The organism is Citrobacter sp. JGM124 (assembly GCF_018257795.1).
Lineage (GTDB): Bacteria > Pseudomonadota > Gammaproteobacteria > Enterobacterales > Enterobacteriaceae > JGM124.
This window is the reverse complement of the sequence record NZ_JAERJD010000003.1, coordinates 255,228-282,080: the sequence shown is the minus strand read 5'-3', so window position 1 is coordinate 282,080 and position 26,853 is coordinate 255,228. Positions and strand designations below refer to the sequence as shown.

Sequence of the window (26,853 nt, the reverse complement as noted above, 5' to 3'; positions counted from 1 at the left end):
AGTCGTGTCTTCTTTAAGAAAAAAACATGACATGCTGTCTCCAAAATTATCAGATGCGAAAAACATATTTGATAAAAAAATATCATCATATATAGCCAGCCGCTATATTAAATCATTGATTCGTTCCAGCACCGGGAAGTCGTGGCACGCCAGGCGATATATTTATAACAATGGCTAACGCTGGCTCAGGAAGGAAACGTGATACCGGCTAACGAGTTATGTCAGCATCCGATGGCAGGCAACGGATGCTTTTCCCTGGCAGAGGGTTAAGGTACCGCAGCCCCCGTAGCCTGTCCGGCGCGTTTATCTTTAAAAAAGATAAACATTAATCCCAGCCAGAAAAGCCCCCCGATCAGGTTTACAAGATTAAAAAATCCTGTTCCAGCCAGGGAGTAGGTATGCTTACTCACTTCAATACCGACAGTAAAAATAAGCATCTGAAGCATTCCCATGGCTGCCGATACCGTGCCTTTACTTACTTCGCTTGAAAACAGGGTCAAACGTACCAGCCCTGCGTTTGCAATACCAATACCAAAAGCATAGATGCTTAAACCGGCCGTCATCCAAAGATACGCATGAGGTGAAATTAACGTCGCCGTCGCGGCCAATATCAGCCCAGGAACAATCCACCAGCCCCCCATAATAACCAGGCTACGCACGGTACGACGTGCAGTCAGTTTTGCCAGCACCAGGTTACCAAGGATCAACGCACCAAAAATAGGAACTTGCAGTAGCCCATACTCATAGGTGCTCATCTGTTCCCCATTCATAATAATCACCGGTGACTGAGCAATCCAGGTCAGCAGGGGGAGACTCACAAAACCCAGCCCGAGTGAGCCCGCAATAAAGCGAACATTCTTGAGGACCTGTTTGTAGTCATGCCACAGGCTGGTAAATGAGAGCGTCTCGCCAATACGGGTGGCGGTTTCAGGCATCGATTTATGTAAACCGAAAAATGCGATTCCCCCCAGTAATGCAAACATGACAAACATCGTTTCCCATGGGGCGACATGCACCCACACCGCACCAACAAGAGGACCCAGCAATGGTGCTATCAGGGCGACATTCGCCATTAACGCGGTGATTTTAATACAGACTGACTCTTCAAAGGATTCCTGAATGGCGGCATATCCCACGGCCCCAATAAAGCACAGGCTTATCCCCTGCAGAAAACGTAGCAAGGTAAACTGTTCAATATTCTGGGCCAGGAGGGTCGCCATGCAGGTGATGATAAACCAGGCCACACCTACTAGCATTACAGGACGCCGGCCTGTACGATCTGATAATGGGCCCAGCAACCACTGTAAAAACATGCCTCCTGCCAGATAGGCGGTCATTGAGGTAGGAACCCACTCAATACCGGCCTGATATTGTTCGACCACCGCCAGCATACCCGGCTGGATCATATCGTTGGCAATATAGGTAGAAAATTCATACAGAACCAGGCAAAGAGGGAACAGCAATGCCTGACGCCCTAACGATTTGTTAGTTGTCTTATTATTTTGCATTAAAAACTCAGAAGGTAAGCATGCGCAGCGCTTTCAAGCGCCCCGCACAGATTATATAACCCCAATCATTCGAGTCACTCATAGACACAGAGTCCATGTGACGATGATAAGAGGCCGACTCACTGCGTCGGCACACCCGACAAAGGCAACACCCACGACTTGAAGCACGACGGATACAGTCAATTTCAGTAAAAAAACAGTCTATCGGTCAGGGGAGGATAATAACTCATTTCCGTTAAAGATTTCTTAATCTACGACGAATATTCTACTCTCCTCCACCTGCGTGTTGTCGTTTAAGCATAACGTTTGAGGCATCACGACATTGAAACAACTGGAAATAAGAAAACCCGCTTTACCTTAACGGGAGACGCTTCTATATTCAGGGGTTTTGGTATATTGAGGCTGGATACGTTGCCGGGCAGTGCATTGACCGCCCATTTTACACTCGCAATCGTCGGATAAGTACTGTGGTATATCAGTCCAGGTATCTGTCTTTGCGTGTTATTTTTGCCTACTTGTTGAGTAACAGAAGAGATTATGATGGAAACACTTAACCAGTCGCTATTTTTGCTGATCAATGCGACTCCGGATTCCCCGACATGGCTGTTAGAACTGGCAACCTTCATTGCCAAAGACCTTATTTTGCTCGTTCCTGTTCTGGTGGCCATCTTCTGGTTATGGGGCCCCCAGGAGCAGATGAAATCGCGTCGCCAGCTCGTCATTAAAATTGCTATCGCACTGGCAGTCGGTCTGCTGCTATCCTGGCTGATGGGTAACGTCTTTCCGCATCCCCGCCCCTTTGCTGCCGGTATTGGGTATAATTTTCTGGATCATAAACCGAATAATTCATTCCCAAGTAATCATGGCACAATCATCTTCACTTTTGCCTTCGGCTTCTTATTCTGGCATCGTCTGGTGACTGGTATTGTATTACTGATTCTGGGTGTTGCTATCGCCTGGTCACGTGTTTACCTGGGGGTTCACTGGCCACTGGATATGGTAGGCGGTTTCCTGGTGGGGCTACTCTCTTGTGCACTGGCGCAGCTGCTGTGGTCATGGCGCGGAGAGGAGCTTTATCTGCGCCTGCATCAATTACACCGTATTGTCTTCGCGCCTTTTATTCGCAAAGGCTGGATACGCGACTAAGGTATACAGCAACCCACGTAAAAACCCGGTATTCCCGGGTTTTGTCATGTCAGGAGGACACGATGGAAACGCGTCGTAACAGTCGTATGACTCGTCTCATGCAAGAACTGAAGCAGAATGATAAAATACATTTGAAAGATGCCGCCGGGCTGCTCGGGGTATCAGAAATGACGATCCGACGTGATTTGAGTGACAACGCCGGCCCCCTGATGTTATTGGGGGGATATATCGTTATTGAGCCACGGGCTAGTGCAACCAGTCACTATCTACTCAATGACCAGCAAGCCTTAAAAACGGCTGAAAAACGTCATGCGGCAAAACTTGCTGCCGGGCTTGTCCGCCCACACCAGACGGTCTTTTTTGATTGCGGTACCACCATGCCCTATATCATTGAGGCGCTGGATGATGCCCTGCCTTTTACTGGCCTCTGTTACTCACTGAATACCTTTTTGGTATTACAAAAAAAACCCTTGTGTCGAGTGATCTTAAGTGGCGGAGAGTTTCACGCCAGTAATGCGATTTTTAAACCGATCAATTTCCAGGAATGCCTGAATAATCTCTGTCCCGATATCGCTTTTTTGTCTGCTGCGGGGGTCGATGTGCGCCAGGGAGTTACCTGTTTTAATCTCGAAGAGCTGCCAGTAAAACAGTGGGCACTGGCAATGGCGCAAGAACGTGTGTTAGTTGTGGATGACAGTAAATTCGATCAAACCCGTGCTGCCTGTATGGGCCCCTTGACGGCTTTTGACCGAGTAATTACCAATAAGAGACCCGCTGAAGCCTTTGTGGAGTACGCCTCAGCGGAGAATCTCAGTTTATTATGGTGAGGCTGTCAGGAAAACCAGCCACCGAACCAGCTCTGAATTTTCAGTAAGATAAAGTCCCAGATACGCCCCAAAAAGCCCGCTTCTTCAACGGGCTCCATAACCAGTAACGGGCGTTGTTCTATCACGTTACCATTGAGCTGAAAATCAATCGTTCCGACCACCTGCCCTGCTTTGAGTGGCGCAGTCAGCTGGGGTTCACTCAGGGTATAGCTCGCCTTAAGGTTCTTTAGCTGTCCGCGAGGAATAGCAACAGAGCCCCCTTCACCGGCACCAAGGTTAACTTCGCTCTTATCACCAAACCAGACCCGCTGCTGAACAAAGGTAGCTCCGGGTTTAATCGGGGTCACCGTCTCAAAGAAACGGAAACCCCATGTCAGAAGTTTTTCACTTTCATTGAAACGAATACGGTCAGTTTTTGCACCTAACACCACCGAAATCAGGCGCATATCGCCCTGGGTTGCGGAAGCGACCAGGTTATAGCCGGCGCCAGCCGTCGTTCCGGTTTTCATCCCATCGACATTCAGGTTCGTGCTCCATAACAGGCGATTACGGTTAGGCTGTTTAATTTTATTAAAAGTAAACTCTTTCTCTTTATGAATCGCGTATTCATCCGGCACGTCATGGATCATAGCTCTTGCCAGGGAAGCCATGTCTCTGGCAGTACTGTACTGCCCGTCAGAGTCGAGACCATGCACCGTTTTAAAGTGAGTATTGGTGAGCTTGAGTTGTTGCGCGTAACTGTTCATCAGGCTGATAAACGCATCCTGGCTTCCGGCAACATAGTCAGCAATCGCAATACTGGCATCGTTTCCTGACTGAATAATCACCCCTTTATTCAGGTCTTCTACTGATACGTTGTCCCCTGGTTTCAGGAACATTAAAGAAGAACCGCGTAATTCTGGGTTACCGGTAGCCCAGGCGTCTTTGCCGACGGTCACGATATCAGTAAGATGTATTTTACCCGATTTCAGGGCCTGACCTACCACATAACTGGTCATCAGTTTGGTCAGGCTGGCAGGGTCGAGTCGTTCATCGGCACTGCCTTCAGCTAAAACCTGGCCACTGGAGTAGTCCAGTAAGATCCATGCTTTTGCCTCTATTTGAGGAGTGTCTGCCATTGGAACCGCACTTAATGCGGGGGCAGTGACTAACAGTAAGGCCGTTCCCGCAGCAACAACGCGTATTATTGCAGGAATTTGCAAGCTCTTCATAAAATCACCTGAATATCCATTTTAACAATGACGGCACTTGCCGCCGTAAAACCTGTTTCAGGATGTGAGTAATAACCTACGTCCCCGCGAAAAGAAACCTTGTCTTGGTAAAGTTTGTTAAGTTTATGCGCCTACCCTCATTTATGCCTCTGCTACCGTTAATTTTTTATCTCTGATTTTATCAAGGACTTCACCCCCACAGCACGGGGATGTCCCCCTCATCGCCTGGTGACATAAATGTGGCGGGTTCTATAAAAGTACAGATGTTTTCCCTGGTCAACTCAGCCATACTCAAGGCTGACTCATTAATCCCAAAGGAACACTTATGATTACTGTCTGGGGAAGAAATAACTCAACGAATGTAAAAAAAGTACTCTGGTGTCTGGAAGAACTCAGCCTGCCGTACCGCGCCATCCCCGCTGGTGGTCAATTTGGTCTGACCCATGATGCTGACTACCTTGCCATGAATCCCAACGGTCTGGTGCCTTGCCTTCATGATGATGCCCATGGGCTGACATTGTGGGAATCCAATACCATTGTGCGTTATCTGGCAGCCGAATACGGTGCCGGTTCACTCTGGCTGAATAGCCCGTCAGAACGGGCCAGGGGTGAAAAATGGATGGACTGGGTGGTCGGTTCCCTTGCTGAGGCCCATCGTGGGGTCTTTATCAGTCTGGTACGTCTGACACCGGAACAACAAGATCCCGTGCTGATCGAAAAGAGCATAGCTGAATGTAACCGTCTGTTTTCTATTGTTGATATGGAATTGGCCAAACCCCCCTGGCTCGGCGGTGAAACCTTCGGCCCCGGCGATATTGCACTTGGCCCGGTTATCTATAATTTGTTTAATCTCAATATTGAATGGGATGCCATGCCCCATTTACAGCGCTGGTATCAACAACTCACCGAACGCCCGCTATTCCAGAAAATCGTCATGATCGGGATTAGCTAAACATCGATACCAGACTGATTCAGTGGGAAGCAGCGTCCCACTGGGTCGGTACCCATGTCATTACCCCGCCATCAGGTTGTTTATGGCAACCCTTGCCTGTGTTTTTCTGTGGATATAGCTGTCAGGTTGAGGGCTATGTATAATCCCCCCCAATTGTGAGCAATGTATAGAATTATAAAATGGCAAAGATTGGTTTTTTATCGTTAGGTTGTCCGAAAAACTTGGTGGATTCTGAGCGAATTCTCACTGAATTACGGACTGAAGGTTATGAAGTGGTTCCGAGTTATGACGATGCCGATATGGTTATCGTTAATACTTGTGGCTTTATTGACAGTGCAGTGCAAGAGTCGCTGGAAGCCATTGGCGAAGCATTAAAAGAGAATGGGAAGGTCATTGTCACCGGTTGTCTGGGTGCAAAGGAAGACCAGATCCGTGAAGTTCATCCTAAAGTACTGGAAATTACCGGGCCCCATAGTTATGAACAAGTCCTGGAGCATGTTCACCATTATGTTCCTAAACCTCAGCATAATCCGTTCTTGAGCCTGGTGCCCGAGCAAGGGGTCAAATTAACGCCACGTCATTACGCCTATCTGAAAATATCTGAAGGCTGTGACCATCGCTGTACCTTCTGTATCATCCCTTCCATGCGAGGCGATTTAGACAGCCGTCCGATTGGTGACGTGCTGGCAGAAGCCAAACGCCTGGTTGAATCCGGGGTTAAAGAGCTGTTGGTTATCTCCCAGGATACTTCAGCTTATGGTGTGGATGTTAAACACCGTACCGGCTTCTGGAACGGTGCACCAGTCAAGACCAGTATGGTGAGCCTGTGTGAGCAACTCGCTAAACTTGGGGTCTGGACCCGCCTTCACTATGTTTATCCATATCCTCACGTGGATGATGTTATTCCCCTGATGGCAGAAGGTAAAATTTTACCTTATCTGGATATTCCGCTTCAGCACGCCAGCCCCCGGATTCTGAAACTGATGAAGCGCCCGGGATCAGTGGATCGCCAGTTACAACGTATTAAACAGTGGCGCGAAATCTGCCCGGAACTGACCCTGCGTTCAACCTTTATTGTCGGTTTCCCAGGGGAAACCGAGGAGGACTTCCAGATGTTACTGGATTTCCTCAAAGAGGCTCGCCTGGATCGCGTAGGTTGCTTCAAGTACAGCCCTGTTGAAGGGGCTAAAGCCAATGAACTGCCTGATGCCGTCCCAGAAGAGGTGAAAGAAGATCGCTGGAATCGCTTTATGCAGCTCCAGCAACAGATTTCTGCTGAACGCCTGCAGGAAAAAGTAGGACGTGAAATTCTGGTGATGATTGATGAAGTCGACGAAGAAGGTGCCATTGGTCGCAGTATGGCAGATGCCCCCGAAATCGACGGCGCAGTTTACTTAAACGGCGCAACAAAAGTTAAACCGGGTGATGTGGTACGCGTCCGCGTTGAAAATGCAGATGAATACGACCTCTGGGGCTCCCTGGTCTGATTCAGGCCGGCCCTTTCCTGTGCAGGAAAGGGCCGGGCATCATCCTTTCAGTTTCGGGTCCAGAGCATCACGTAGCCCGTCGCCCAGCAAGTTAAATGCCAGCACCGTAAAGAATATTGCCAGACTTGGAAAAATAGCCACATGGGGGGCAATGACCATATCGGCACGGGCTTCGTTCAGCATGGCCCCCCACTCTGGTGTGGGCGGCTGTGCTCCCAGACCAAGAAACGACAAACTGGCCGCCGAAATAATTGACGTACCGATGCGCATGGAAAAATAGACCACAATGGATGACACCGTGCCTGGCAACAAATGACGGAAAATAATCGTCAGGTCTGACGCGCCAATACTGCGAGCGGACTCGATGTAAGTCTGTTGTTTAAGCACTAAGGTATTTCCCCGCACCAGGCGGGCAAAGGCAGGAATACTAAAAATAGCCACGGCGATAATCACATTTGTCATACCGCTGCCCATCACGGCGACCACTGCAATCGCCAGCAAAATACCGGGAAAGGCAAACAATACATCACAAATACGCATAGTAACCCGGTCCCAAATCCCTTCATAATACCCGGCCAGTAAGCCAAAGAAAGTCCCGATCCCGGCACCAATCAGTACTGAAAAAAAACCTGCCGCTAATGAGATACGCGCCCCCACCAGCACACGACTAAAAATATCCCGCCCCATGGAGTCCACCCCGAACCAGTGCGCCAGAGAGGGGCCGGCATTCAGCTGGTCATAGTCAAAATAATTTTCAGCGTTATAGGGCACAATCCAGGGTGCGATCAGCGCAACAACGATCAGCAGTAAAATAAACACCCCCGCGGTTACCGTCATGGGTTGATGGCAGACACGGCGTAAAAAAGTTTGCCAGGGGGTGTTGAGGTGACCTGGTTGTATCACAGGAATAGCACGGGTAATGGCCTGGCGCCGCCAGTTCAAAAGCTTCATCGTTATCGATACCTGATGGTCGGGTTAATGGCGGCATATAACAAATCGACCACTAAATTAATCACAATAAACTCCAGGGAGAACAGTAAAACTTCAGCCTGAATCACTGGGTAGTCACGCATTTCCACCGAATCCACCAGTAATCTGCCCAATCCCGGCCAGTTAAACACCTTCTCAATGACAATAGAGCCACCCAGCAAAAAACCGAACTGGAGCCCCATCATGGTCAGCACGGGTATCATGGCATTGCGCAGGCCATGTTTTATTACCACAATCGTCTCACTAAGCCCCTTAGCCCGGGCCGTTCGGATATAGTCTTCCTGCAGCACGTCAACAAACGATGCCCGGGTAAAGCGAGCCATCACTGCCGCGACCGCGGCCCCAAGCGCCAGTGAGGGTAAAATATAGTGTCGCCAGCTATCAGCCCCGACAGTTGGCAACCACCCCAGATCAACAGAAAAAATTTGCATCAGCAGCATACCTAATGCAAAAGCAGGAAAAGAGATCCCGGAAACGGCAATAATCATGCTCAGGTTATCAGGCCAGCGGTTACGCCACACTGCCGCCACAATACCAATAACCAGTCCAAACAAAGCGGCCCAGGCCATACTGGTCAGGGTCAGTAAAAGTGTCGGCATAAAGCGGCTGGCTATCTCGGTCGCGACCGGACGCCGTGAGACCAATGAGGTTCCAAAATCACCCTGTAAAATATTACCAATATAGTGAATGAATTGTGACCATAGCGGCCTGTCAAGCCCGAGCTCTTTACGCACCAGTTCGATGACTTTCGCATCCGCTTCCGGCCCGGCAATAATACGAGCCGGATCGCCAGGCAACATATGAACGAATAAAAATACGATCACTGCCACAATAAACAGTGTCGGAATCAAACCTGACAGGCGTTTGAGGAAATAGTTAAACAATATCGCCTCTGTTACACAGAGTGGCGGAGCAGCATGCCCCGTCACATATTAGCCAATAATGGATGGCGCTTGACGCCATCCATCGGGAGTGATGACAAACCATCAGTGGCTGCCTACGGATAAGAAATCACTTCAGGTCAGCATCATCAAAACTGAAACCCGTGTCTGGCATGACATAGAATCCTGTCAGATCTTTGCTGTGAGCAGAAACCAGTTTTTCAACGACCAGCGGTACCCACGGCGATTCTTTCCAGATAATATCCTGGGCCTCTTTGTACAGTTTAGCTTTCTCTTCTGGCTGTGTGGTTTTTAATGCCGCAGCCAGGTCACTGTCGACCTGTGGATTGCTATAGAACGCAGTATTAAACAGCGTCGGAGGCCAGTTGGTGGCAGCGAAAAGCGGTGACAATGACCAGTCAGCCTCACCTGTTGATGCGCTCCAGCCAGTGTAAAACATTCTGACCCCGCTTTCTTTCTGCCCTTTACCTTCAACCTCTGCAGCCCGCTGTCCGGCATCCATGGCAGTCAGCTTGACTTTAATGCCTACCTGAGCCAGTTGTTGCTGAGTAAACTGTAATACTTTTTGCGCGGTGCTGTGATTATGGGAAGACCACAGTGTGGTTTCAAAGCCATTAGGGTAACCCGCTTCTTTTAATAACTGTTTCGCTTTTTCAGGTGAATAAGGCCAGGGTTTGAATTGAACCGAATACGTGATGGCTGGTGGCACAACCCCCTCTGCTGGGGTAGCAAAGCCTGCAAAGGCCACTTTAACCAGAGCATCCCGGTTAATCGCATAGTTAATCGCCTCACGGACTTTCGGGTTATCAAAAGGCTTTTGTGTCACATTCATACTGATATAACGCTGCATAATTGATGGGGAAGCGACCAGATCAATTTTGCTATTTTTTTCTAATAAACTCGCTTGCTCGTAAGGAATGGGAAATGCAAACTGCGCCTCACCGGTCTGCAGCATCGCGGCACGGGTATTATTATCCACCACCGGACGCCAGGTGATGGTATCAAGTTTAGGCAGCCCTGGTTGCCAGTAGTGGGCAAATTTTTTCACCTTTACAAAATCAGTCTGATTCCAGGTGTCCAGTTGGTATTGTCCTGTCCCCACCGGATGGAAACCAATATCTTTGCCATATTTTTCCAATGCGGCAGGGGAAATCATCGCCGTTGCAGGATGAGCCAGCACGTTAATAAACGCGGAGAACGGCTGTTTTAAGGTGATTTTTACCGTTTCAGGATCGATCACTTCAGTTTTATCAATCAAACGATAAAGATTATAACGTTTGAGGTGGTTATCCGGGTTACTGGCGCGGTCGAGGTTTACTTTTACCGCCGCAGCATTAAAGTCTGTGCCATCCTGAAACTTAATCCCCGACCGCAAGTAAACGGTATAGTGTAAACCATCCTCTGAAACGCTATAGCGCTCTGCCAGCACATTTTGCAGCTTCATATCTTTATCAAGACCAAATAACCCCTGATAAAAAGACTTTGCCACTGCCTGAGATAACGTATCGTTAGCGTCGTAAGGATCCAGGGTCGTGAAATTCGATCCCACTGCCACGACGACATCTTTGGCAGCAAAAGCCGGGGCGGTGATAAATACAGAGGCAAGCCCCGCGGAAATTAACCATTTATGCGTGCTGCGTATTGTCATTATTTTTCTCCAGGGTTTTTAAACACGATGATCACTACTACCAATGGTGTGTCGGGCCACGAAGTGCCCGGGGGTTATTTCAACTAAGGGGGCGATATGCGGTTCGTCACCCAAACGACGGGCCGCACTGGGGGGAATATCGGGCACAAGTACCGACTGGCGACCACGAAATGCCGGGTCAGCCACAGGTACGGCAGCCATCAATTTTTGGGTATAGGGGTGCTGGGGGTTTTCAAACACCGCGCGACGTGACCCTATCTCAACGATTTGTCCAAGATACATGACGGCGACCCGGTGACTGATACGTTCGACCACCGCCATATCATGAGATATAAACAAAAATGCGATCCCCAGCTCCTGCTGCAAATCAAGGAGTAAATTGATTATCTGAGCCCGGATAGAGACATCGAGTGCGGAGACAGACTCATCAGCAATCACCACTTTAGGGTTCAATGCCAGGGCTCGTGCAATACAGATACGCTGACGCTGGCCACCAGAAAATTCATGTGGGTAGCGTGCAGCGTGTTCAGGTAGCAAACCAACCCGTGTCAGCAATGCCTCAACACGCCGTTCAGCCTGTTCGCGGGGCATAACATTGTGTACCAGTAACGGTTCCATTATCGAGTAGCCAACAGTCTGACGAGGATCGAGGGAGGCATAGGGATCCTGAAAAATAAATTGAATATTCTTGCGTACTGCTTGCATATCCCTGTTAGAAAGATTATCGATACGCTGGCCATCAAAGGTAATCGTCCCCCCCTGGGTTTTTACCAGCCGCAGTAATGAACGCCCGGTCGTGGATTTGCCACAACCCGACTCCCCTACCAGGGAAAGTGTTTCACCGGGGCGCAGGTCAAAACTGACCTTTTCTACCGCATGAACCTCACGCTGAACACGATTAAAAATCCCGCCTCGAATCGGAAAACGCGTTACCAAGTCATGTACTTCAAGAATAGGCCGGGCTCCCGGAGGAATGGTATTCTGCGGCGGGTAAGTGAGATACTTGTCTTCATCAGTAGGGGAAACAACGGGAAATTTCTGCGGCAAATCTTGGCCTTTCATCGTGCCAAGACGAGGAACCGCCGCAAGGAGCCGCTGTGTGTAACGGTGCTGTGGATGACTAAAAATTTGCGCCACGGGGCCACTTTCTACCGCCTGACCTCGATACATGACCAATACGCGATCGGCAATATCTGCCACTACACCCATATCGTGGGTAATAAAAATGACCCCCATTTGCATTTCATGCTGCAATACTCGGATCAACTGTAATATTTGGGCCTGAATCGTGACATCCAGCGCAGTGGTCGGCTCATCAGCAATGAGCACAGCAGGACGGCAGGATAATGCCATGGCAATCATCACCCGCTGCCGCATCCCTCCAGACAGCTGATGTGGGAAACGCTTTAGCATCTCCCCGGCGTCAGCAATACGCACCCGTTCCAGCATACGCCGTGCTTCTTCCATGGCTTCTTTATGCCCTACCTTCTGGTGTAACTGAATGGCCTCTGCAATTTGAACCCCCACCGGGAACACCGGGTTAAGGGAGGTCATGGGTTCCTGAAAGATCATTGCAATATCCGCACCTCGGACACTGCGCATTTGGGCGTTGCTCAAACTAAGCAGGTTTGATACCTGCTGATTGCGTCGCCGCAATAACAGTTGATCGCACTGGGTATGGCTCCCGGTCTCACTTAACAACCGCATCAGTGCCAGCCCGGTTACCGACTTACCGGACCCGGATTCACCAACAATAGCCAGCGTTTCTCCCCGGTGTAGATCAAATGAAAGGTGCTGTACTGCGTGAACAACCTGATCTTGTTGTTCAAACTCTATATTTAACCCACTGACAGATAAGACCTGTTCTGGAGCAAGTGTGTGACTGCCCGCCATCAGTTATCCTCACCACTGTAAATCGCTATTTGAGGCACAGCACCCAGGAAACCGACACCACGATACATGCCTTCACTATTGAAAGGTAAGGCCACATTGCCCTTTCTGTCGACGGCAATCAGGCCACCACTCCCCCCCAGGTCGGATATTTTTTTCATAATCACCTGCTGTGCTGCTTGTTGCAGGCTCAGTTGCCGGTACTCTACCAAGGCTGCAACGTCATAAGCAGCGAGGGTACGGATGAATACTTCCCCGGTTCCGGTACAAGAAACGGCAACACTACTGTTGCTGGCATAGCAGCCCGCGCCAGGTAACGGAGAGTCCCCCACTCGTCCTGGCAGCTTATTTGTCATCCCCCCCGTGGATGTGGCTGCGGCCAGATTCCCAGCACTATCCAGTGCCACCGCGCCGACAGTCCCGAACTTATTCTTTTCACTCAGGGGCGCTCTGGCATCATTATCCAGCCAGACTTGCTGCCCGGCCCTGGCCTCTTGCCATTGCTGGTAACGTTCGGGGGTGGAAAAACAGGCCGGGTCTACCCGTTTCAGCCCCTGGGCTTCGGCAAAGGCCTCGGCGCCATCAGCAATAAGAAGAACATGAGGGCTGTTTTCTAACACTTTCCTTGCCGCCAGCACGGGATTACGAATATGGCTCACACCGGCTACTGCACCAACTTTACGTGTTGCACCATCCATCACACAGGCATCCAGTTCATGAGTCCCGGCCCGGGTATAAACAGAACCGATACCGGCATTAAACAATGGGCATTCTTCCAGCAAACGCACAGCCTCAGTCACCGCATCCAGTGCAGAAGCTCCCTGTGCGAGCATTTTTTGCCCCTGGCTCACCACATCGGACAAGGCCTGTCGATATTTCTGCTCGGCATCCGGATTGAGTCTGCCACGGGACAGGGCTCCGGCACCTCCATGTATGGCGATCACTGCTTTGCTCATTGAGTACTCACCTTTACCCCTGATATCTTTAGCTTAATGCAAGGCATGACACGCCGAATCCGACAATGGGGGTCACTGTGCACGATTAAGTGGCACAAGATATGTGCTTTATTCCGAACCTAAACAGGAATACTCCCCGGGTCAATACCTGTCATGCAGTTTCTGTGTGTCATAACACCCCGCCAGCCATTCATTGTTGATTATGTTTCTGACCCATTGAACAGGGGCGTTATCAATGACGAATGGCGGTATTCAATATCATGGGCATACTGAATAGTGCAGTCCCCTCCGGGGATTAACATACTCATGCCGGGTAAAATGGAATAGAAAATATAAACCGCACCACCGTTCTGATTATTTTCCATTCAATCGACGCCCCCTACGATTAACTCTGTTATTCGCTATACATTAAATAATATCGTCATGATTTTTCAGTAAAAAAATCACATTTCATATGATTTATTGTTATATCTATTTTCAAAAAATGCATAACGTATGCAGCATTAAATACTGGCACAACACAGGGACAGATCATGCTTGTCATCCATAAATAATGACGCGAAAAAGAATCCATATTTCATGCGTAAAAATATCCAATGATGCGTACAAAAATAATCGTGCTGAATATTTTTATAAGACCAGTATCGGTTGAAATAGATATCGCACTGAACTCAGACATGATTGCTACCCAGGAACAGCATTATTACCGGGCGGCCATTCCCCAGGCCACCAGCGGAAACACCATTCCTGATATCCATAGCAAGGTGTTACTCTTTATGCCTGATGCCATGTGCAATATGTCATAATAAACCTTTGCTCAGTCTGCCCGCGAGGAATCAAAGATGGAACACAATGCTGGACTCATCCCCCTGGAAACTGCACTGGAAAAGATGTTATCAGGCATAACAGCGGTCAAAGAGACGCAGACCCTGGGCTTGTTACACGCTGCTGGCCGGGTAACCGCGATGCCGGTTATCTCGCCTCTGGATGTCCCGGGTTTTGATAACGCCGCGATGGATGGTTATGCCGTCAGAATGACGGATATTCAGTCCGGTGGGGTTTTACCTGTGGCAGGCAAAGCATTTGCCGGGCAGCCCTATACCGATACCTGGCCTGAAGGTACATGCATTCGTATTATGACAGGCGCACCGATCCCGGCGGGAACCGATGCCGTCATCATGCAAGAAGAGGCCAGCATTAGCGATCAGGGCGTGCAATTTGTCACCCCGATAACGCCAGGCCAGCATATTCGCCGTCGCGGGGAGGATATTCTCAAAGGGGCCGCGGTTCTTGATGCCGGTATTAAATTAAGCGCCGGGGAGCTGGCCCTGGTCGCTTCCCTGGGCATTAAGGATATTACCGTCTTTCGCCAAATTAAAGCGGCGGTTTTTTCAACTGGCGATGAGCTGCGTTTGCCGGGTGAAACACTGGCTGAAGGGCAAATTTATGATACCAACCGTCTTGCGGTACACATCATGCTGTCCCAGCTCGGCTGTGAGGTCATTGATCTTGGCATCATTCCCGACAACGAAGCCGCCTTGCGTACGGCTTTTCACCTGGCGGAGCAACAGGCTGATGTGGTGATCAGCAGTGGGGGCGTTTCGGTGGGTGAAGCTGATTTTACCAAACAGATTCTGGAAGAACTGGGGGAGATCAGTTTCTGGAAACTGGCGATTAAACCGGGTAAACCTTTTGCTTTTGGTAGACTGAATCATAGCTGGTTCTGCGGTCTGCCAGGAAACCCGGTCTCTGCGGCGGTGACTTTCTATCAGTTAGTTCAGCCTCTACTGGCGCGACTCAGTGGACTACAGGGATGTGCACTCCCGCCCCGGTTGCGCGTTCGTAGTGCTGGTAAATTAAAGAAAACACCAGGCCGGCTGGACTTTCAGCGTGGCATACTGAAAACCGGGGTTAATGGTGAACTGGAAGTTCTGAGCACCGGCCACCAAGGTTCTCATATTTTTAGCTCTTTCAGTCAGGCTAACTGTTTTGTGGTACTTGAACGTGAGCGTGGCAATATTGAGCCCGGTGAATGGGTCGATGTTGAGCCATTTAACGCACTGTTAGGAGGGTGACAAATGGAGGTGCTGAGTGATACCGAAGCGTTGCGTTATAACCGTCAAATAGTCCTGCGGGGCTTTGATTTTGATGGCCAGGAACAACTTAAACGCTCACGGGCGCTGATTGTTGGCCTCGGAGGATTAGGCTGTGCTGCCGCGCAGTATCTGGCTGCGGCAGGTGTTGGACACTTGACGTTACTGGACTTCGATACCGTATCGCTTTCTAATCTCCAGCGCCAGACCTTACACCATGAGACGGATATTGGTCAGTTTAAAGTGCTCTCAGCACGTAACACACTGGCCGACATCAATCCGCACATTCAGATTGACACGCTCCCCTGTCTACTGGCAGAACCCCAGCTGCACCAGCAAATCGCCCGGCATGATATCGTCGTGGACTGCACTGATAATGTGGATATTCGTCAGCAACTCAATCGTGGTTGTTTTATGCATAAAATCCCCCTTGTTTCAGGGGCAGCAATCCGTATGGAAGGGCAAATTAGCGTCTTTACCTATCGTCCTGAAACCCCCTGTTATCGCTGCCTGAGTCGGTTGTTTGGTGATACCACATTGAGCTGTGTAGAGGCTGGGGTAATGGCACCGTTAGTTGGTGTGATAGGTTCACTGCAGGCGATGGAAACCATTAAGCTACTGACCCACTTTGGTACCCCGCCAGAGGGAAAAATAGTGATGTATGACGCCATGACCTGTCAGTTCAGGGAAATGAAATTGCCACAGAATCCACAATGTGAGGTCTGTGCGACCCCCTGATACCTGGCCAGAAACATCAGTTTATTGATTATCAGCGACTGAACGCACTTATGTGCATAACTGCCACCTGGCCGAATTAACCCCTTTTTCAAGGGTGATTCGGCTAACCAGGTTTTCCAGCTGATCAGTGAAGTTAGCCTGCCCACAGACTTTCACTCTAATTTCGATGCGTAATGAGGAATCCAGTTGTTCACTGTGTAACGACAGAATGTGCAGACGACTTTCCCCAAGCTGGTGGCGCATCAAGTCACGAACCTGTGGTTCATCTTGTATCAGGCAGATAATATGAATGTTGTAATACTGTATCGGTTCATTGACTGGGATGGCCGATTGTTGGTGAGAATCTGTCGTCAGATTATGTAGCAGAGTATTGGCACACAGTATAAGCAAGCTCGCTATCGTTGCCTCAATTAATAACCCGGTACTGCACAACACACCAAGCGCCACCGTACAACTTAGGGTGACGATGGTATATAACCCCCGGAGATTCAGGCCCTCTCGTATAATGACCCAACATACAAGCAAACCCACGCCCAGTAATACTCCGGAAACAATACTGAAAGCGTTGATCATCATACCAGGCGTTAACTGAGCTATCAGAGCAAGGAGACAGCTACCAGCGCTGACTAAAGCATAAGTGCATAACCCAATAGCACATTGACTCTGTTGACGTTCACTCCCCGCCAGAACACCCAGCAGCAGGGCCACAACAACGTACAAAAAAAGTATTTTCCAGTCCATGATAAAAGTAATACTCACTCTACAGCATCAATATTGTCCAATATCGGGACAAGTAAAATAGGTCATATGGCCCACCGCAAACGTGGATATCAAAAAATGATATCGTTCTTCACATGTCGCCAAAATTCATCGTCACCGGACTGTGGTTGAGTATCGGGTAAAGGTAAAGTCAATGTGGCTCCCCTCAGGTGTTAAGTCGTGTGTCGGGTGAGCAAGATAAGCTGCTTTTTACAACTCATCTTGCTCGCTAAACTGATTCACATTGCCTTACGGGGTATATGCACTAAATAGTCAGCATCACCTTGGCGATTTGAAAATAAATAATCAGCCCGGTGCCATCAATCAGTGTTGAGATAAAGGGGGCCGAGACAAGCGCGGGATCAATGTTCACTCGACGCAATAACATTGGAATAATAGAGGAAACAATGGCGCTCCAGACGGTAATGGCAACCAGGGTCAAACTGACCACGACCATGACTTCCATACCCACACCCAGTGTCCAGGCGCGTATAAAGCCCGCGGCCCCAATGGTCAGGGCGATTAAAACTGCTGCCGAAACCTCTTTACGTAAAATAGCGCCTAAATCTTTCAACCCAATTTCACCCAGGGCCATAGCACGGACTAAGGTTGACGTAATTTGCGTCCCGGTATTCCCGCCAGTACCGATCAGTAATGGAATAAAGAAGGCAAGCGCAATAGCCGTTTCAAGCTGGTCCTCGAATGATTTAATCACGGTTCCGGTATAAGCTTCTGCCACAAAAAGCAATAATAACCAGACCGATCTCTTACGCCATAAAGTGAAAATACTGTTTTCCAGATAAGGCGTTTCCAGTGGTGATGACGCGCCTTGAAGCTGGCTATCCAGTGTTCCTTCATCTTCTTTTAGTTGGGCTATCTCTTGCGGGCCTAATATCCCTTTTATCTTTCCATTATTAAGTACAGGAATATAATTTATAGCAGCTTGTTTTAAAAAAATACTTGCTTCATGACGTGGTTGATCCATAGTCAGTGAGGCCTTAATGCCGGTCATTATATCGCCAATAAAGGTATCAGGATTCGCATCAAGTAGATTTTTTACTGTCACCAAACCTAAAAGATAACCATCATCATCAATGACAAATATTTGCGGTGCAATATAGTCACTGTTGATATCGGAAAAGAAACGTTCCCGGGTAATCTTCACTGAAGTGGCGGCTGAGAGTGCCAGATAATCTTGAGTCATATAAGACTCAATACCATGGCTATATTGCGTTGTGTTATCAGTTGAACAACGCAGAGACGATCCGTTGTCATGTGCAACGGCAGAATTTGAAAAGGTCATCATTAAAGCTCCCCGATTACTGTTTTTATCTTAAACAGAACTCATCTGGGGCGAAGCAAGATAAGAGAGTGCTAACGCTATCTCCATGTCTCGGTTTTAGCACTGTACAACGTATCCCCTGGCTGGCAGGAGGAAGTTACCTGGGATTACACCTTGACTCGATATAATCTGTCCTAATCTTGGGCGTCTCTCGACGTCGTCAGATCAGTAACCTATGTTTGTACAGGAGCCTCGCCTAACGAGATACTGCAAATCTTCGCGGCAAATTCTATTTAAATTCATCATCTTTGCAACTCAAAACACAGTTCTCGTTTACTATTCATTTATATTTCCAGGTAAACAGTGCATTTGGTGAAAAAACCTAACTGCGGATGGATTTAATATCATGTTAACAACGCAGGGAAGATACCCAGTAATGGACACGAGCTGAACCATACCCCAATGCAGACGCCAGAGGTTTCACTAATTAAACATGGTTAAATGTTATCTTAATGAAACCTCTGCTTTACTATTTTATTAAATGCCTGCTATCAGCGCCTGATATAAATATGGGAACCACCATCGCTATTATAGGCAGAGAACTGAGGGTCTGTGAAACGCAAGCGATTTGCTTTATCAACGTGCCCCAAAAAATTTTGCTGACGTATATTCCTTTCGTTCATATAACCTTGCAGGTCGTTATTTTTCGTGGGGGCAACTTCTCGCCGGGGTTCTTCTTGCCACTTCAGATTAAAATCAGCTTTTCCCGCTTCTCGCCGGGGTTCTTCTTGCCACTTCAAATTAAAATCAGCTTTTTCCGCAGCGAATGAACTGGCTGATAAAAGCAGTATAAATACCATTCCTATTTTATTCATTTTTCCTCCATGTATAAATGATACTCGCCACCTGTTGGCATTCTATTTAACAGGGATAAATAAAGGTTTTTGCATTTTCATTAAAGGATCAGGTTAGTGTCACCTCTTTCTATTAGTGTAATACTGACCTTCAATAAAATAATATATTACGCTTTAATAAAAACTCAAAAAACAATCCCAACGACAGATTATCACAGTGTAATGTTGGTTTTATAATCCATTGTTTTTACTTTTTATTTAATGACACTGTGGTGAAATTACTCTTCCCATTAAATACCTCCTGTTATAGTTATAACGAGGCGCTGGTATTCACCGCCAGTCTAACAGAAAAAATACCGGGCATTAGAAAAATCAGAAAAATCCAAACTACAAAAACACGTCCGCATCACGCCAGAATACTAGACAAAAAATGGCCACCCTTCTCTTTAAGTAAGCATGCTAATAAATAGCATAGATACCAATGGTTAATTAAAGAAAAATCCCATCTGATCGCTTCAGTCAATTAATGTCAAAACAAAGAAGTTATCAATTTATTTACAAAAAAAACTGAAGCTTAACTTCCCGGCTACTTCATTGCGGGCAAGAAATACAAAAAAACATGCTATATCCTTTTTGTTTAAGCAAGATATACACAACTGATGTTATAATATTAGTCACAAAGGAAGTGACACCCGTAAATTTGAAAACCTACATACCTGTCAGGAGTCAGATGAATATAACCCTACCGCCAGATATATATTGCATGACTTGCGTACTAAACTGTAAATTCAAATCAGGTCGCAAGGTAAATGGTTTTGAATGTGAAGAGCAAAAGCTCATTGTCTGGCCATCAGAAAATCATTTTTTCAAAAGAGCCATTCACGAATCTGTCTTTAAAGAAAATAGTTGTTTCCTTCCCGGCGGTGTCATTATCGTTGATTTTTCAAAGAGTAATTTAACCCACTTCCTTAGTGACTCATGGATTAAAAAACTTAACGAAACAGGACTGAAAATTATTCTGTTAACTGAAAAGAGTATGTTGTCTGTCGCTAATTTTTGGAAAAGTAAATACACTGAAATAACAGCAAATATTCTGACCAGTCGCGATCAAAGAGACGTTCATGAGCAGATTAAGAAGGTACTGCGCGGTGCATCTCTCCAGCCATCCAGACGCCCTTGTCTGACTGATGATGAAATGCATATTCTGCAACGTATTCTGAATGGTGAATCAAATCAGAAAATAGCCAGCGATATGCTCTGCGATATGCGGTATGTCTATCAGGCGCAGCAGTCATTACGCAGAAAACTCGGGGGCATATCCCGTCTCAGGGAGTTGCTGACACACTATGCCCCCGGGTACTGATAAGATACGGGATCGACTTAATGCTGAAAGCATCCCGTCCCGAGCTGATGATACCGGCCCTGTGCGACGATGAATTTTTTATTCTGTTTTCTGGCTTCCGCTCCCTGCCAGGTTTCTCCTGGCAACATATAAAACTGGGAGGAGCTTTCATCATCCCCATCACAGCCTTTCTGTAATATCACCCTAAAAAATGTATTTCCCGTATTGCGGATGGTCCCGTTGGCTTCATCTATCTCATATTTCAGTTTTGCATTGCGCGGCCTGACAATGAGCAATGTACTCATGGCGACAACAGGAAAAATATCCAGTTCACGAGATCCATTTCGCCACGGGAGAACAGATACTGGTGTTTCTCTGAATAGCACCCGATAGTAACGCTCGGTATTATCTATAGGACCACGATAGTAAAGCTTAAAATATTCACGACCATCAGGCTGAGTCATAAATTGTAATGGGGACCAGAGCAATTCTTTACCCGCATCGGTGATGACTTCCTCATTACCATTCCCCGGTTTGCGAATTTTCCAGGCCTCCAGCGTATACAGATTTGAACGTTTGGTGTCATTCATCACCGGAAGCGCTGTAAAGGTTTTATCTGCATCCACTTCATAAATGAGAGAGTGCAGATATACAGCCTCCGTGGGCAGTGACAGGACGCAGGAAATTAGCAGCAAGCATCCGTATATTATTTTTTTGATTTTTTCCATAAAACTAACGATCTACCCCCACCCATGTTGCCGTCACTTTCACTTCACCACTGGCTTTCACATTCCCCATCCAGTCACTGCCATCCACGCTGAACAGACTTCGTGAGTCATTCATCGGAAACAGTAGTTTTAATTTGGTGGTAAAAAAGAAGCTGTTATCCAGATTGGCATTCCATGCGGTTTGAGTCCATAAGGCCTGAGTGATATCCACCGCATCTTCTGAGCAGCTATTGCGAGTCTTAACCTCATTACCACTGGCGGAAATCCAGGAAAGATAAGCCGGGATCGGTACTTTCAGGGTGCCGTCATCTGAGGAGAATACACACCAAGGCACGCCATCGAGCTGAGTACTTTCCCCCGTCACCTGCGCGGTGATGCTGTCAGCCTGCCGGGGGGCGGATGTTGTCACGGTGTATTCAAACGTAATCGGCTGATCATCACCAATCTTCCCGGAGGCGCTGGGTGCCGCGCTGCCATCACTGGATATAATGCTGATGCCATAATCTTTGGGAAGAATATTAAGTTGAGTCGAAGGTGTGAATTGATAATAACCCGACTCAGGTGTAATAGAATTATTAAAATCAAAAGTAAACAGTGACTCTTTATTCGTTAAATCAGTACCGGCATTCACAGATTTTTTAAAAAAATCTTTTGACAAAAATACATAAACATATTCACCACCGGTGATGAATATTTTATTATAGACTGAGCTACTACTATAATTCGTCCAGGTTGCCGCATCACCACTGTATTTTACTTCGCTCCCAGCAGGAGAAAAACCCAGAGTTGCCGTATCGATAACCATCCGAAATTTGAGCGATGTCGTTAAGGCTTTACTCTGCTGCAGGTCATAGGAAATCATTTTACATATAATACCAGAGACACCGGAAACAATACCGGTCTGACACAATTCTGAACCCTCATGAATACTGGGCGTCCCGTCACTGGCTACCCAAATTTCGGCCATTGCTCCCGTCCCTTTCAGAGTAAGGTGTCCGACTTTTTCCAGAGAAATCGAATAATAACGCCAGTAAGCATTACTGGTGAGATCTTTGCAGCGAGTGCCTGAAGCATAATCATAGTCACCATTAGATGAGCTCATATAACAGAGGTTGAGTTCAAAGACATCAGTGGTACTGACTGACCTGCTTCTGAAATATTCATACGCTGATGGGCTTAGGGTGGCGGCACCATAGCTGCCATTTTCCAGACTACCTCCGGTCCTTGCATGGTAGAATCCGAAGCTGTCAAGCGCGTTCGGGGCAATATAGCCCGATGCCGGGCAGTTAGCTCCCGTCGTCATGCAACGGATTCCGAGAAAAGGTTGTATAATAGGTGAATCGGTGATCCACATATCTATATAACGGTTTGGGTTACTCCAGCCGATATTAGACATATATCCCAGGCTAACTTGTTTTGTTTTATATTTCGTCCAGACATTTGAACCACTGAAACGCGGGTCCAGCGATCCAGATGTAATAAAGTATTCTTTATCGATATTATTCTCGATAAAAAGATAGGTGTTACTCCCTTTACCGCTGCTGGTTGCTTTTAAAGCCAGGGCTGGCAGTGTACATACAGCACTCAACAGAATAATAAATATCGAGTTTCTAATAAACATTGCTGTTCTCTCCCGTCCGAGATGCAACCTGCTGCTGCATTTCACAAGTAATATCACCGAGCCAAACCGCTCCCCTTGCTTTCTGCAAGTCAAGACTGGCTTCACATAAACTGCCGCGGTTATCGATCAACGTAATAATGGGGTAACGTTTATCCACATCCATCGCAAATTCACCATTATCATCCAGGCGAGTTTTACCAATATGATTATGGATATCCATATTGGCATAATAACCACCACTGCCTTTTTTCATCCGGCCAAAGACCGTCACCAGCTGTTTAACTTCAGGGTTCAGTACCGATACATTACCGGGGTATAAAACGATCTGACTACGACGCCCGTTAATAATATCGACACTGTCTTCAGAGTTTTTGTCATTCATTAATTCCACCTTATATTCAGCATAAGCTGGCAGACTGATAAAATTGCTTTTACCCGTCAGTGGATAATTCTGACCATTAATCTGCGCGATCATGGTGCCATTTTCATTAAACCGGGTATTCACAACCACGCCGGCATTCTGTGTACCTTTACCGAGATAGATTTCCTGAGGAGTCCAGGCAACACTGCCCTGTGAACTGAGGCTGATATTTGAACTGTGTTCTGAAGAGTGGCTGGCTGACAGGGTGCCCGCATTATATTTCGTGTCATAACTGGCAAAACCATTTACAGAAACATTGTCTGAATCATACTGATTGCTGTTACTATTTTGTTTTATACGCTTAGAAACAGAAGCACCGACTTGGGTAAATGCACTGTTATCCAGACGTTTACGCAACGTCGCATTGGCCAGCATGTTGCCATTCTGGCTTGAAATCCCAGTACTAAGCCAAGTGCCAAACGGAATAGTGATATCAATATTGACGTACTTATCATTCAGCCTTTCTCTATTATCATACTGATAACTCTGGATGCCTGTACGCAGGGAAACTGACGCATAACGATTCGAGAACAGGCCCTGACTGTAGTCAGCATTGGTATAGGTACTGCCCGTGTAATTATTACGGGTCTGGCTAACGCTCAGGGACCCCATATGAGGCACTATTTTGCCCAGATTCCCCGTCATTCCCAAGGTCCAATAGTCATTCTGCTGAACGGAAACACGGTCACCAATCCGGCTGTACTGCCGCGAACCCCAGAATGAGCCATACCCTTCTGGCAAGCTCAGATTCAGTGTTGAAATACTTTGCCAGCTGCCGTCCGTTGCCAGCATCCCCTGCTGATTAATGCTCATGCTGTCATTGACAGCCAGATTCACTTCAAGCTCATTGACGCCAGTATTATCAAAGCCATAGAGTGTCGATGTCAGGCCAACCCCGGATAGCATCGGCAAACGGGTCGCCACCGCCAGGCCAGCAATCCAGGTATCTTTCTCTCCGTAATTCGTTCGTTCCTGCTTTCGATAATCTTTACGATCATAAGTCAGAGAACCACCAAACACCTGCCATGATAGCCCCCCTGTGACGCTGGATTTTCGGGAAAAGGTTTTATTGATATTGGCAATGCGGCTGCTCACTTCCCGGCCATTCACGACCACCTGAACATTCACATCATAAATACCGAAAGGTAATCGGGAGGTGTCTATTTCGTAGCTACCCATTGGAAAATTCTGGATACTGAGTAATTTACCGTCGCGATAAATATAGACTTCGCCAGCAGCGGGCAGGAATACGGTGACAGGCAGCAGGGAGAGCGTATTATCTTCAATTTGCGTACTACTTTTATTACCGTAACTGACACCGTATATCCGACTGGAACTCAAAGCACTCATACTGGCAATGGATTGCAGGTTCCACGTGTCGACCATACCCAGTGCAAGACGCCGCCCGTGATAATCCCGTTCATACATAGCGCGGTATAAATCGCCCTGCTGGCTGCCTGAGCCAATTCCATAGACAGAACCGTTCAAATTAAGATGATGTTCACGGAGCGACCACGTATTGTCCAGTGTCAGGTAACTGCTGTTGCTGTCATTATTTTTATATTTATTGTAATAACTGCCGAAAGAATAATTCAGTACACTGGACAGTTTTTCCGATGTTGACTCAGCCAGCATGTTCGATCGTGGCAGTAAAGCTGCCTGCATCGCTTCCCGCCGGACAGTCAGTTCAAGATAAAATGACCCGGTATCAAGCGATAAAACAGCATTTGGCCCGAGATTAACCCGCTGGCCATCACCGATACTTTTATCCTGTAACTCAGTTAGCAATTTCTTTATTTCGGGAGAAAGCTCAGTACGTTCAGGAAGCTCACTTAATGTGACCTGATTAATGCGGAACTCACTATCTTTAATAGAGAGGAGCGCATCAGCAATTTTTTGCCGGCTCCGCTGTGTATCGGTATCACCGTCATAACGAATAAATACCGGTACCGTCATTCCCTGATACAACGCATTGGCAAATACGGCAGGAATAGCATAATTATTAATTCTGACTGGCATCCCAGGGTTTGCGGCTTCAGCCTGACACAAGGTTAATAACATGCCTGTAAGAAGTAACTTATTAACACACCCTGGTTTATCCATAATAATTCTCAGTTCACATTAATATATTGCTCACCGTGCCAGATCCCGATGCGTGTTTTTTTATCTGCCAGGTCCGTATGCTTAATTCGGACATGATTGCCTGGCATCAGGTAATAGCGTTCCCGGCAGCCCTGACCTTGTTCTTTTGATTTATCTTTACAGGGGCCATATGAAATAACGCGAAATGATGCATTACCCGTGTTTGTTACTGTATCCCCTTGATGTTTAAAATCGAATGTCTCATCACGTGGGGCAACAACCAGAATGGTACTGATGATCGCGGAAGTCGTTGCCTGTCCTTCTTTTTTCTTGTTAATGGCAGAAAACTCCGTCACCGGTTCATCTGTCCATGACAGACGGTAATAGCGCTCTTTGTGATCCCCCTTTCCTTTATAAAAAAAACGGAAGTACTCTTTTGAATCACCAGGCAAAATAATACTGGCTGGTGTGGAAAGTAATTCATCACGGGATTCCATCGGAATAACAACACCATCAGCCATAGGAGAAGAGATTCTCTCCACATGGACACTCACGAATCGGGCGGTATCAGTCGGATTACTGATCTCTTTTGCCAGACTTAAGGCATCGGGCGGCATCATTGATGTCACCTCGCCGACGTTAATTGCTTGTGATGTGAACGGCCATGCCAGTAATGGCAGCATTGATAGTAATAGTTTGAATTTCATAGCATATCCTTATCTAAAGGAGACCGAAGCCTCCTTTATATGACACGGCTACCGAGCGATCAGCTGGTGGTCCATACCGCGGTAAACTGCACCCGGACATCGCCACTCCAGACGCCATCATCCAGGTCACTGAACGCCACTTTGTTGGTGCCATCACTGGCAGAATCAATGGAGAAATCGAAGCTTCCCTGAGTGCTGACACGGTCAGAGCCTGCATAGGCACTGGCGACAGCCAGGGCATCTAAACCAGCGGAAACCTGGCTGCCGGATTTGGTATTAATCATTGTTACGGGGGTTGTGGTGCTGAGTGCTTCACCGTTCCATTTAACACCAACATCCAGGGTTGATGTGTCGGTAGTACGGCTGAGTGTGTTACTGACAATCTGAGAAGTAAGCTCAAAATCTGTCGCGCCTGATTGCCCCTGAATCGTGATATCAAACGCACCTTTCTGGGTATTAAACGCCTTAATTCCTTCAGCATACTGGAAGTTCAGTGATTTCAGCGGAGTAACGACCAGGCTACTTGTTGTGTCTTTGGTGGCACTGGCATCCCAGCTAGCCGTGGCGGAAGCATTAACGTTGGCCATCGCATTTGCAGAAAGAAATGCCGTGGTAATTGCCGTTGCTAATATAATTTTTTTCATATTTTCATTCCTGAGTTGATAACGTATTTCCATTATTGATGTTGTCACATCATGATATATCGGTT

The 26,853-nt window shown here is 47.4% G+C and carries 24 protein-coding genes and 1 riboswitch; of the genes, 8 read left to right on the top strand and 16 right to left on the bottom strand.

Features of this window, described 5'->3' with window-relative positions:
* Positions 1 to 266 precede the first annotated feature (266 nt).
* Complete coding sequence (locus tag JK154_RS05990; protein WP_211991597.1) at positions 267 to 1,508, bottom strand: MFS transporter; 1,242 nt, start codon at positions 1,506 to 1,508, stop codon at positions 267 to 269.
* 537 nt (positions 1,509 to 2,045) lie between these two features.
* Here JK154_RS05990 and ybjG point away from each other — a divergent pair.
* Together ybjG and deoR are read left to right on the top strand one after the other, a co-directional pair.
* Complete coding sequence (gene ybjG / locus JK154_RS05985; protein ID WP_211991596.1) at positions 2,046 to 2,654, top strand: undecaprenyl-diphosphate phosphatase; 609 nt, start codon at positions 2,046 to 2,048, stop codon at positions 2,652 to 2,654.
* Positions 2,655 to 2,716: 62 nt separating this feature from the next.
* Complete coding sequence (gene deoR, locus JK154_RS05980; protein WP_211991595.1) at positions 2,717 to 3,481, top strand: DNA-binding transcriptional repressor DeoR; 765 nt, start codon at positions 2,717 to 2,719, stop codon at positions 3,479 to 3,481.
* 5 nt (positions 3,482 to 3,486) lie between these two features.
* Here deoR and dacC read toward each other — a convergent pair whose 3' ends face one another.
* Positions 3,487 to 4,692, bottom strand: coding sequence for a serine-type D-Ala-D-Ala carboxypeptidase (dacC, locus tag JK154_RS05975; protein ID WP_211991594.1), 1,206 nt, complete (start codon positions 4,690 to 4,692; stop codon positions 3,487 to 3,489).
* A gap of 325 nt (positions 4,693 to 5,017) precedes the next feature.
* Between dacC and JK154_RS05970 the strand changes: the two genes are divergently transcribed.
* Together JK154_RS05970 and rimO are read left to right on the top strand one after the other, a co-directional pair.
* A complete protein-coding gene (locus JK154_RS05970) occupies positions 5,018 to 5,644 on the top strand; it encodes a glutathione S-transferase family protein (RefSeq protein WP_211991593.1) in 627 nt (208 codons plus the stop codon).
* Positions 5,645 to 5,823: 179 nt separating this feature from the next.
* Positions 5,824 to 7,131, top strand: a complete 1,308-nt coding sequence (gene rimO / locus JK154_RS05965) for a 30S ribosomal protein S12 methylthiotransferase RimO (RefSeq protein ID WP_211991592.1) — start codon at positions 5,824 to 5,826, stop codon at positions 7,129 to 7,131.
* Between the two features lie 39 nt (positions 7,132 to 7,170).
* On the opposite strand, the gene gsiD is transcribed toward rimO, so the two are convergent.
* From gsiD to JK154_RS05935, 6 genes are all read right to left on the bottom strand, one after another.
* Positions 7,171 to 8,082 (bottom strand): glutathione ABC transporter permease GsiD, encoded by a 912-nt coding sequence (gsiD, locus tag JK154_RS05960; protein ID WP_211991591.1) that lies wholly within the window; start codon positions 8,080 to 8,082, stop codon positions 7,171 to 7,173.
* A gap of 2 nt (positions 8,083 to 8,084) precedes the next feature.
* Positions 8,085 to 9,005, bottom strand: a complete 921-nt coding sequence (gene gsiC, locus JK154_RS05955; protein ID WP_211991691.1) for a glutathione ABC transporter permease GsiC — start codon at positions 9,003 to 9,005, stop codon at positions 8,085 to 8,087.
* A gap of 127 nt (positions 9,006 to 9,132) precedes the next feature.
* Complete coding sequence (gene gsiB / locus JK154_RS05950; protein WP_211991590.1) at positions 9,133 to 10,671, bottom strand: glutathione ABC transporter substrate-binding protein GsiB; 1,539 nt, start codon at positions 10,669 to 10,671, stop codon at positions 9,133 to 9,135.
* A gap of 18 nt (positions 10,672 to 10,689) precedes the next feature.
* The gene (gene gsiA / locus JK154_RS05945) at positions 10,690 to 12,564 is read right to left on the bottom strand and encodes a glutathione ABC transporter ATP-binding protein GsiA (RefSeq protein WP_211991589.1); all 1,875 of its coding nucleotides are present in this window, start codon (positions 12,562 to 12,564) and stop codon (positions 10,690 to 10,692) included.
* Positions 12,564 to 13,517: an isoaspartyl peptidase/L-asparaginase gene (locus JK154_RS05940; RefSeq protein WP_211991588.1), complete on the bottom strand. Its 954-nt coding sequence runs from the start codon at positions 13,515 to 13,517 to the stop codon at positions 12,564 to 12,566. The genes gsiA and JK154_RS05940 overlap by 1 nt, the downstream gene beginning before the upstream one ends.
* Positions 13,518 to 13,717: 200 nt before the next feature.
* Entirely contained in the window at positions 13,718 to 13,882 is a 165-nt protein-coding gene (locus JK154_RS05935; protein ID WP_211991587.1) for a hypothetical protein, read from the bottom strand.
* 231 nt (positions 13,883 to 14,113) lie between these two features.
* On the opposite strand from JK154_RS05935, the gene JK154_RS05930 reads away from it, so the two are divergent.
* Genes JK154_RS05930 through moeB form a run of 3 tightly spaced genes read left to right on the top strand, consistent with a single transcriptional unit; the run spans position 14,114 to position 16,348 of the window.
* Entirely contained in the window at positions 14,114 to 14,323 is a 210-nt protein-coding gene (locus JK154_RS05930; protein WP_211991586.1) for a hypothetical protein, read from the top strand.
* A gap of 36 nt (positions 14,324 to 14,359) precedes the next feature.
* Positions 14,360 to 15,592 (top strand): molybdopterin molybdotransferase MoeA, encoded by a 1,233-nt coding sequence (moeA, locus tag JK154_RS05925; RefSeq protein ID WP_211991585.1) that lies wholly within the window; start codon positions 14,360 to 14,362, stop codon positions 15,590 to 15,592.
* Positions 15,593 to 15,595: 3 nt separating this feature from the next.
* Positions 15,596 to 16,348 carry a molybdopterin-synthase adenylyltransferase MoeB gene (gene moeB, locus JK154_RS05920; protein WP_211991584.1) on the top strand — a complete coding sequence of 251 codons (753 nt, stop codon included), beginning with the start codon at positions 15,596 to 15,598 and terminating at the stop codon, positions 16,346 to 16,348.
* Between the two features lie 48 nt (positions 16,349 to 16,396).
* Here moeB and JK154_RS05915 read toward each other — a convergent pair whose 3' ends face one another.
* From JK154_RS05915 to JK154_RS05905, 3 genes are all read right to left on the bottom strand, one after another.
* On the bottom strand, positions 16,397 to 17,107 hold the full coding sequence (locus JK154_RS05915) for an MgtC/SapB family protein (RefSeq protein ID WP_349291096.1): 711 nt from the start codon (positions 17,105 to 17,107) through the stop codon (positions 16,397 to 16,399).
* A gap of 265 nt (positions 17,108 to 17,372) precedes the next feature.
* On the bottom strand, positions 17,373 to 18,413 hold the full coding sequence (locus JK154_RS05910; protein WP_249215790.1) for a magnesium transporter: 1,041 nt from the start codon (positions 18,411 to 18,413) through the stop codon (positions 17,373 to 17,375).
* Positions 18,414 to 18,484: 71 nt separating this feature from the next.
* A riboswitch (M-box (ykoK) riboswitch) is annotated at positions 18,485 to 18,660 on the bottom strand.
* A gap of 280 nt (positions 18,661 to 18,940) precedes the next feature.
* Complete coding sequence (locus JK154_RS05905) at positions 18,941 to 19,264, bottom strand: hypothetical protein (protein ID WP_211991583.1); 324 nt, start codon at positions 19,262 to 19,264, stop codon at positions 18,941 to 18,943.
* A 742-nt stretch (positions 19,265 to 20,006) separates the two neighbouring features.
* Between JK154_RS05905 and JK154_RS05900 the strand changes: the two genes are divergently transcribed.
* Positions 20,007 to 20,606: a LuxR C-terminal-related transcriptional regulator gene (locus JK154_RS05900; protein ID WP_211991582.1), complete on the top strand. Its 600-nt coding sequence runs from the start codon at positions 20,007 to 20,009 to the stop codon at positions 20,604 to 20,606.
* Positions 20,607 to 20,623: 17 nt separating this feature from the next.
* Here JK154_RS05900 and JK154_RS05895 read toward each other — a convergent pair whose 3' ends face one another.
* Genes JK154_RS05895 through JK154_RS05875 form a run of 5 tightly spaced genes read right to left on the bottom strand, consistent with a single transcriptional unit; the run spans position 20,624 to position 26,788 of the window.
* Positions 20,624 to 21,313, bottom strand: coding sequence for a molecular chaperone (locus JK154_RS05895; RefSeq protein WP_211991581.1), 690 nt, complete (start codon positions 21,311 to 21,313; stop codon positions 20,624 to 20,626).
* Between the two features lie 4 nt (positions 21,314 to 21,317).
* On the bottom strand, positions 21,318 to 22,934 hold the full coding sequence (locus JK154_RS05890; RefSeq protein ID WP_211991580.1) for a fimbrial protein: 1,617 nt from the start codon (positions 22,932 to 22,934) through the stop codon (positions 21,318 to 21,320).
* Positions 22,924 to 25,458 carry a CS1-pili formation C-terminal domain-containing protein gene (locus tag JK154_RS05885; protein WP_211991579.1) on the bottom strand — a complete coding sequence of 845 codons (2,535 nt, stop codon included), beginning with the start codon at positions 25,456 to 25,458 and terminating at the stop codon, positions 22,924 to 22,926. The genes JK154_RS05890 and JK154_RS05885 overlap by 11 nt, the downstream gene beginning before the upstream one ends.
* Before the next feature lie 8 nt (positions 25,459 to 25,466).
* Positions 25,467 to 26,144 carry a hypothetical protein gene (locus tag JK154_RS05880; protein WP_211991578.1) on the bottom strand — a complete coding sequence of 226 codons (678 nt, stop codon included), beginning with the start codon at positions 26,142 to 26,144 and terminating at the stop codon, positions 25,467 to 25,469.
* Positions 26,145 to 26,203: 59 nt separating this feature from the next.
* Positions 26,204 to 26,788, bottom strand: a complete 585-nt coding sequence (locus JK154_RS05875) for a common pilus major fimbrillin subunit EcpA (protein ID WP_211991577.1) — start codon at positions 26,786 to 26,788, stop codon at positions 26,204 to 26,206.
* Positions 26,789 to 26,853: the final 65 nt, after the last annotated feature.

Coding starts and splice junctions, on each gene's coding strand:
- JK154_RS05890 (WP_211991580.1), bottom strand. CDS start 22,934: ATGTTTATTAGAAACTCGATATTTATTATTCTGTTGAGTGCTGTATGT.
- JK154_RS05895 (WP_211991581.1), bottom strand. CDS start 21,313: ATGGAAAAAATCAAAAAAATAATATACGGATGCTTGCTGCTAATTTCC.
- dacC (WP_211991594.1), bottom strand. CDS start 4,692: ATGAAGAGCTTGCAAATTCCTGCAATAATACGCGTTGTTGCTGCGGGA.
- JK154_RS05905 (WP_211991583.1), bottom strand. CDS start 19,264: ATGAATAAAATAGGAATGGTATTTATACTGCTTTTATCAGCCAGTTCA.
- JK154_RS05930 (WP_211991586.1), top strand. CDS start 14,114: ATGATGCGTACAAAAATAATCGTGCTGAATATTTTTATAAGACCAGTA.
- JK154_RS05875 (WP_211991577.1), bottom strand. CDS start 26,788: ATGAAAAAAATTATATTAGCAACGGCAATTACCACGGCATTTCTTTCT.
- JK154_RS05910 (WP_249215790.1), bottom strand. CDS start 18,413: ATGATGACCTTTTCAAATTCTGCCGTTGCACATGACAACGGATCGTCT.
- ybjG (WP_211991596.1), top strand. CDS start 2,046: ATGATGGAAACACTTAACCAGTCGCTATTTTTGCTGATCAATGCGACT.
- JK154_RS05885 (WP_211991579.1), bottom strand. CDS start 25,458: ATGGATAAACCAGGGTGTGTTAATAAGTTACTTCTTACAGGCATGTTA.
- gsiB (WP_211991590.1), bottom strand. CDS start 10,671: ATGACAATACGCAGCACGCATAAATGGTTAATTTCCGCGGGGCTTGCC.
- deoR (WP_211991595.1), top strand. CDS start 2,717: ATGGAAACGCGTCGTAACAGTCGTATGACTCGTCTCATGCAAGAACTG.
- JK154_RS05880 (WP_211991578.1), bottom strand. CDS start 26,144: ATGAAATTCAAACTATTACTATCAATGCTGCCATTACTGGCATGGCCG.
- JK154_RS05970 (WP_211991593.1), top strand. CDS start 5,018: ATGATTACTGTCTGGGGAAGAAATAACTCAACGAATGTAAAAAAAGTA.
- JK154_RS05900 (WP_211991582.1), top strand. CDS start 20,007: ATGACTTGCGTACTAAACTGTAAATTCAAATCAGGTCGCAAGGTAAAT.
- rimO (WP_211991592.1), top strand. CDS start 5,824: ATGGCAAAGATTGGTTTTTTATCGTTAGGTTGTCCGAAAAACTTGGTG.
- gsiA (WP_211991589.1), bottom strand. CDS start 12,564: ATGGCGGGCAGTCACACACTTGCTCCAGAACAGGTCTTATCTGTCAGT.
- JK154_RS05990 (WP_211991597.1), bottom strand. CDS start 1,508: ATGCAAAATAATAAGACAACTAACAAATCGTTAGGGCGTCAGGCATTG.
- moeB (WP_211991584.1), top strand. CDS start 15,596: ATGGAGGTGCTGAGTGATACCGAAGCGTTGCGTTATAACCGTCAAATA.
- moeA (WP_211991585.1), top strand. CDS start 14,360: ATGGAACACAATGCTGGACTCATCCCCCTGGAAACTGCACTGGAAAAG.
- JK154_RS05940 (WP_211991588.1), bottom strand. CDS start 13,517: ATGAGCAAAGCAGTGATCGCCATACATGGAGGTGCCGGAGCCCTGTCC.
- gsiD (WP_211991591.1), bottom strand. CDS start 8,082: ATGAAGCTTTTGAACTGGCGGCGCCAGGCCATTACCCGTGCTATTCCT.
- JK154_RS05935 (WP_211991587.1), bottom strand. CDS start 13,882: ATGGAAAATAATCAGAACGGTGGTGCGGTTTATATTTTCTATTCCATT.